At 45.1% G+C, this 5,172-nt stretch carries 7 protein-coding genes; 2 read left to right on the top strand and 5 right to left on the bottom strand.

What is annotated here, in order from left to right; all coding sequences use genetic code 11:
* A partial coding sequence (locus CP947_RS10145; RefSeq protein ID WP_172425469.1) for a cupin domain-containing protein occupies window positions 1–201 on the top strand: 201 nt, incomplete at its 5' end.
* Window positions 202–288: 87 nt separating this feature from the next.
* Here the strand turns inward: CP947_RS10145 and CP947_RS10150 are convergent.
* The 3 genes from CP947_RS10150 to CP947_RS10160 form a co-directional block, all read right to left on the bottom strand.
* Window positions 289–888 carry a GNAT family N-acetyltransferase gene (locus CP947_RS10150; RefSeq protein WP_096713068.1) on the bottom strand — a complete coding sequence of 200 codons (600 nt, stop codon included), beginning with the start codon at window positions 886–888 and terminating at the stop codon, window positions 289–291.
* A 105-nt stretch (window positions 889–993) separates the two neighbouring features.
* Window positions 994–1,359, bottom strand: coding sequence for a DUF1641 domain-containing protein (locus CP947_RS10155; protein ID WP_096713069.1), 366 nt, complete (start codon window positions 1,357–1,359; stop codon window positions 994–996).
* 10 nt (window positions 1,360–1,369) lie between these two features.
* A complete protein-coding gene (locus tag CP947_RS10160) occupies window positions 1,370–2,560 on the bottom strand; it encodes an NAD(P)/FAD-dependent oxidoreductase (RefSeq protein WP_096713070.1) in 1,191 nt (396 codons plus the stop codon).
* Between the two features lie 467 nt (window positions 2,561–3,027).
* Between CP947_RS10160 and CP947_RS10165 the strand changes: the two genes are divergently transcribed.
* The gene (locus CP947_RS10165; protein WP_096713071.1) at window positions 3,028–3,468 is read left to right on the top strand and encodes a universal stress protein; all 441 of its coding nucleotides are present in this window, start codon (window positions 3,028–3,030) and stop codon (window positions 3,466–3,468) included.
* Window positions 3,469–3,470: 2 nt separating this feature from the next.
* Here the strand turns inward: CP947_RS10165 and CP947_RS10170 are convergent, their stop codons facing one another.
* A complete protein-coding gene (locus CP947_RS10170) occupies window positions 3,471–3,677 on the bottom strand; it encodes a hypothetical protein (protein WP_096713072.1) in 207 nt (68 codons plus the stop codon).
* Between the two features lie 9 nt (window positions 3,678–3,686).
* Window positions 3,687–4,928, bottom strand: coding sequence for a 3-isopropylmalate dehydratase large subunit (locus tag CP947_RS10175; RefSeq protein ID WP_096713073.1), 1,242 nt, complete (start codon window positions 4,926–4,928; stop codon window positions 3,687–3,689).
* Window positions 4,929–5,172 lie beyond the last annotated feature (244 nt).

Below are 5,172 nucleotides of genomic sequence, written 5' to 3' on the forward strand. Positions count from 1 at the left end.
GAGATACCACAGGGTATTGTCCCTGCAGGTTCAGTCTTTGGTGCAACAGTGTGTGATAATTCCAAATATGACTATTCACTTGTGGGATGTACGGTTGCACCGGGTTTTGAATTTGAGGACTTTACACTACATAAGAAAGATGAATTACTGGAAAGATTTGCCCAGCACAGGGAGTTAATTGAATCATTGACAAGGGAATAAAACCCCTCTTGTTTGTCCCTTAGTCAATTCGTGAAGATAATGATATTTTAAGATTAGTCACTCTTTCCTATTTTTTATTATTTACCATTATTTAAAAAATCTTTTTTCTTTTTCCCCAATAACCTTCCCCAACTTTTGTACAACCTTTGGCTCCCCCCTATCCCTGTTCAAAGTATCAAGCATTAGTGCCATTCCAATAAGTAAAAAATCTGATAAACGATATTCAAAATTCGCAGAGGGGGTCGAAGTATCCGGACAGTGGAATACAGGTACATCATTGACATCCAGTCCATAATACATATGTTCCTCATCCGAGCCGATCATGCGAAAACCGCATGAAACATAGAACCTACCTGCAGCGTAGTGGTGTGGAGACCTATAGGAAGTAGTCACATAAACACGGCTGTATCCCTTATAACGGGCATGCTCAATGATGCAATTGACCAATCTGTGGCCGTGCCCCCTGTTTTGCTGGCGGGAAAAAAGAAGCAATATATAGATAGCATCCCTGGCATCATATGCATAGGCTACAGCCCCTCCCCAGGAAAATCTGCGGGACTGCATTGCAAATTCGCAGTCATGGAAATAATCCAGCAGTGAGAAACTGTCATAGATTGCCCAGGAAGCATCGATAGCCTCCTTGCAACAGGCCACACGGCCGATGTCCCTGTCTTTGGCTAAATGCATAAAACACCTTAAAAGAAATTAGGAAGGCAGCAAGCATAAATGTTGTGGTGGAATAGCAAAATTGAAGTGAAAAAAGAAAGGAGGAAAACAGGAAAGAGCGGGAAATTAGTCTCCTATATCCTCCGAAGCCCTGCCAAGAGCTTTCAGGAATTCAATGGCTATACCCAGCCCTTTCTGGAAATCCTCATCTCCCATCTCACGAAGTGCACCATACATCCCCACCTTTGGCGGGTTCATCAAAGCCCGATCCATATCAGGGTCCTGCATACTCCTTTCCAGTACATCCACAAGATCCGTACTGGCAACCCCGTTGAGCAGTTTTAGCAGGGGAGTCATCACATTCGCAACACCGTGGACCGTCTCATCATTTAAGTAACTCTGCATGATACGGGCAGTCCTGACAATATCCAGGAAGGCGTCGATGTCTGCCTGTGTCATTCCTATATTAACATTCTCTATATCTTCAGCCATACCAATCACCTCACATCAATGCCTTAATACTCATGTCCCAGTGCAGGTAGTAATACATCCGGTACAGATACCAGCCAAGCTGAGTGGTATCGAACGATTGGGGCGGGTTATTGTAACTCCAGGTTGCAATGTATGCTCTACCGGCATGGGCATCAGAGGCCATGTCTGTAATTATCGGGCAACCGGTCTCACCCTTGTACTTCGATTTGATATTGTTGCCATTGATCGTATTGATAAGATTGTGGGATACCACCTGTGCCTGATAGTGCGCACCAATTCCCGTTTTCATGATATCGGCCGGACCATTGTCCCCCACAACATACACATTATCCTTATCCCCGACAGGACCACGATATTGTAATGTTGTTTTATCCGCGGCAATCCACCCTTTTTCATCTGTAAGACCCGAATCCAGTACAGCCTGTTGTGGTTTGTGGGGAGGAACCGTGATAAGCAGGTCATAGTTTTCCTGTCTGCCATCGGTAGATTCAACCATCTTGTTTGCAGCATCAACCTTACCAAGCTGGAACTGCCTGATATCCTCGATTCCTTTTTCTTCAAGACGACCGGTAACCAGTTTGTTAAACTCCGGCGGACCTATTGGTTCCATGGGCCAGAGAAGCGTCAGCTGCACATCATCCCTGATATTGCGTATATCTCTCAGGTAACTCTCCAGCAAAAAGGAGAATTTTACCGGCGCACCGGGGCAGGGTATCGGCATCCTGGAAACCGAAACCACTATCCTGCCACCTTTGAAATTGCGGATAAGCTCCCCTACTTCCAGGGCATCATCCATAGATGTATAGAATGTATTCAGATCATCTTCAAGACCCTGCACACCGGAAGCATCCGGTCTTGCACCCATTGCGATCACAAGATGATCATAGGAATACTTTGTACCGGATTTGGTCGTTACCTGTTGCCTGTTCAGGTCAATATCCGTGACTTCACCCTGATCACCAAAACGACTCTGAATCCTGGGACTCAGTGATTCTTTCCTGGGCCTGACCAGGTCCTCAGGGGTGTATAACCCAAAGGGCAGTAAAGTAAAACCACCCTGGTTAACTCCCATATCGTTCCTGTCAAGCACTGTAATTTCAAGTTCATCCTTTGCAATTTTACGCCTGAACTCACGGGCCAGTGTGTTTGCAATCACCGCACCCGCATAACCGGCTCCAAGTATCAGTACTCTTTCTTTCATGACAATCGCCTGTTGCAATATTACTACAGTACTGATATTGGATGCCAGCCCTATATAAATCAAATTAAGTACGGCTATCGTAACAAGAATATTAGAAGTACTGTGACCCCAATAGGAAATAAGTCCGTAACGGTGTTAATCGCCTCTGCAGGAAAATGCCTATAGGCAGACAGCACCGCAAATCATGAATAGGCAGATTTCAAATATTGATATAGTGAACAATCATGCCACCTGAAAAAGGGATTTTCCAGATTATAGTGTTGATCACTACAGTAATGGTATATGTTGCCATAATTAACCTGATATTTCAACATGGCGGGCGATAATATTCCTATTTATGCACCCGCTACACTGGTTGTAGCATTGTTGGGTTATGTGCTGGACGTACCTTTATTCGAAGATATATGAATGAGTATCCTTCCAAATGTTAATATAACCTACCTTCATTATTATGTAGTGGGGATATAATGAATAATGTAAAAAAGATATTAATTGCAACAGATGGATCTGAACACTCCAAAAAGGCAGCTTCAGAAGGAATCGGGCTGGCAAAAATCTATGGAGCAAAGGTATTTGCAGTATACGTAATGAAAGAACTTTCATCAAAAACCCTTCCATATGGAGCAAGAATCACAAATTTTGACATCCCCCACGAAGACATAAAAAGAGAAGGACAACAAGCCCTTCAGTATGTGGAAGAACTGGGAAATCCCCAGGGAGTAGCGGTTGATACAGTTCTTTTGGCAGGTTATCCTGCAGAAGAAATACTTGATTTTGCAAAAGAAAATGAAATAGATATAATCGTTATGGGCTCACTGGGACGCACAGGTCTGGAGCGCTATCTTATGGGAAGCGTTTCTGAAAAGGTCCTCAGACATGCAAAAACAGCGGTAATGGTAATCCCTTGAAGTTATTCAAGGGATTCCAGTGCTTTTCTCAACATATTCGTTGATTGTTCCATTTCAGAAGAGGCAGCAGAAACATATTCTGCAGCCTGCTGGAACCCCGCATCCTCAAGCTGGGGAATCCATTTCTCAAAACTATCACAATGGTTTCCGTTGTGTTCTATCCAATGTTCAAGCAAATGTTTCAGTTTATCCCTGTTTATTTCTTCCATTGTACCATCTCATATATTACGCGGATCGGTAATCTCACCTTTTATAGCCGAAGCGGCAACCGTTGCTGGTGAAGCAAGATAGATGTAGCCACCTGTACCCATACGACCCCGGAAGTTACGGTTTGCAGTGGAAATACATACTTCACCTTCACCAATAACCCCCATGTGACCACCCAGACATGGACCGCATCCCGGAGTACCTATGGTAGCGCCTGCATCGAGGAATATCTCTATTAATCCTTTTCTTGCGGCTTCCTTCATAACCTGCCTGGAAGCCGGTATTACAATTGTCCTCACCGCAGCCTCGTTGCCTTTCAGCACTTCTGCTGCAGCCTCAAGGTCCTCCAGCCGGCCATTGGTACAGGTACCGATAAATGCCTGATCGATTTTTTTGTCTGCAATTTCTGACACACCACAAACGTTGTCCACCTCATGGGGACAGGCAACCTGCGGTTCAAGGGAGTTCACATCAATGTGATATTCGGCTACATAATCTGCATTCTCATCCGAATAAACAGGTTCATAATCACTGACTGCCCTGTCTTTCAGGTATTCAAATGTCGTTGCATCGGGAGGTACTATACCCGCCTTGGCACCCATTTCAATAGCCATATTGGAAAGGGTCATCCTGCCTGCCATGGAAAGTTCCTCTATGGCATTACCATAGAATTCAACCGCTTTGTAGGTCGCCCCGGAAGCGGTCACCTCACCGATGATCTTGAGGGTGAGGTCCTTGGCATAAACCCTCTCTCCCATTTTTCCTTCAGCTGCAACCTTAATGGATTCCGGTACACGGAACCAGAGTTTGCCGGATGCGAATATTTCGGCCATGTCCGTTGCCCCTACACCAGTACCGAAGGCACCGAAGGCACCATATGTACAGGAATGGGAATCAGCACCCACAATCAACTTGCCCGGCATTGCAAAACCCTTCTCAGGCAACACCTGATGACAGATGCCGTTGCCAATATCATAGAAATTGTTTATGCCCTGTTGACGTACCCATCCCCTAATATCCTTTTGCAGACCTGCCGTAGTATCGGAATTCGCTGGTGCCAGGTGATCAAAGGGAATCACTATACGTGAAGGATCCCATACCTTTTCAACTTCCATCTGGCGGAAAGAACGGACTGCCAGAATGCTGGTACCGTCGTGGGCCATTGCATAATCAATATCAGCTATCACAAAATCATTGGCCTTTGCCTTTTTGCCGGCTGCCCGGCTGAATATCTTCTCGCTGATAGTACTCAAAATTAAACACCTGTGAGATTCTTGAGAAAAATACGTTTTAACCCTGTATAGATGTTATGCACAATAACCTTTTCCGATATTCAGAGGGTCTCCAGAAAATCAGTCAGATCAACCGAATGTGTCTGAAAGCCACAAACCCTGAGAGGATCGCCACCCAGCGCCAGGGCCGTGAACTGGGCAATATTCATGTGAACCATATCGTACTCCTCGCCAAACTCCTTTTCTATAACAGGCTGATAACGAT

It is taken from the genome of Methanohalophilus euhalobius (assembly GCF_900215215.1).
Classification (GTDB): domain Archaea; phylum Halobacteriota; class Methanosarcinia; order Methanosarcinales; family Methanosarcinaceae; genus Methanohalophilus; species Methanohalophilus euhalobius.

What these genes read in the sequence shown, in the direction of transcription:
- CP947_RS10150 (WP_096713068.1), bottom strand. Translation starts at nt 888, where the DNA reads ATGCATTTAGCCAAAGACAGGGACATCGGCCGTGTGGCCTGTTGCAAG.
- CP947_RS10155 (WP_096713069.1), bottom strand. Translation starts at nt 1,359, where the DNA reads ATGGCTGAAGATATAGAGAATGTTAATATAGGAATGACACAGGCAGAC.
- CP947_RS10160 (WP_096713070.1), bottom strand. Translation starts at nt 2,560, where the DNA reads ATGAAAGAAAGAGTACTGATACTTGGAGCCGGTTATGCGGGTGCGGTG.
- CP947_RS10165 (WP_096713071.1), top strand. Translation starts at nt 3,028, where the DNA reads ATGAATAATGTAAAAAAGATATTAATTGCAACAGATGGATCTGAACAC.
- CP947_RS10170 (WP_096713072.1), bottom strand. Translation starts at nt 3,677, where the DNA reads ATGGAAGAAATAAACAGGGATAAACTGAAACATTTGCTTGAACATTGG.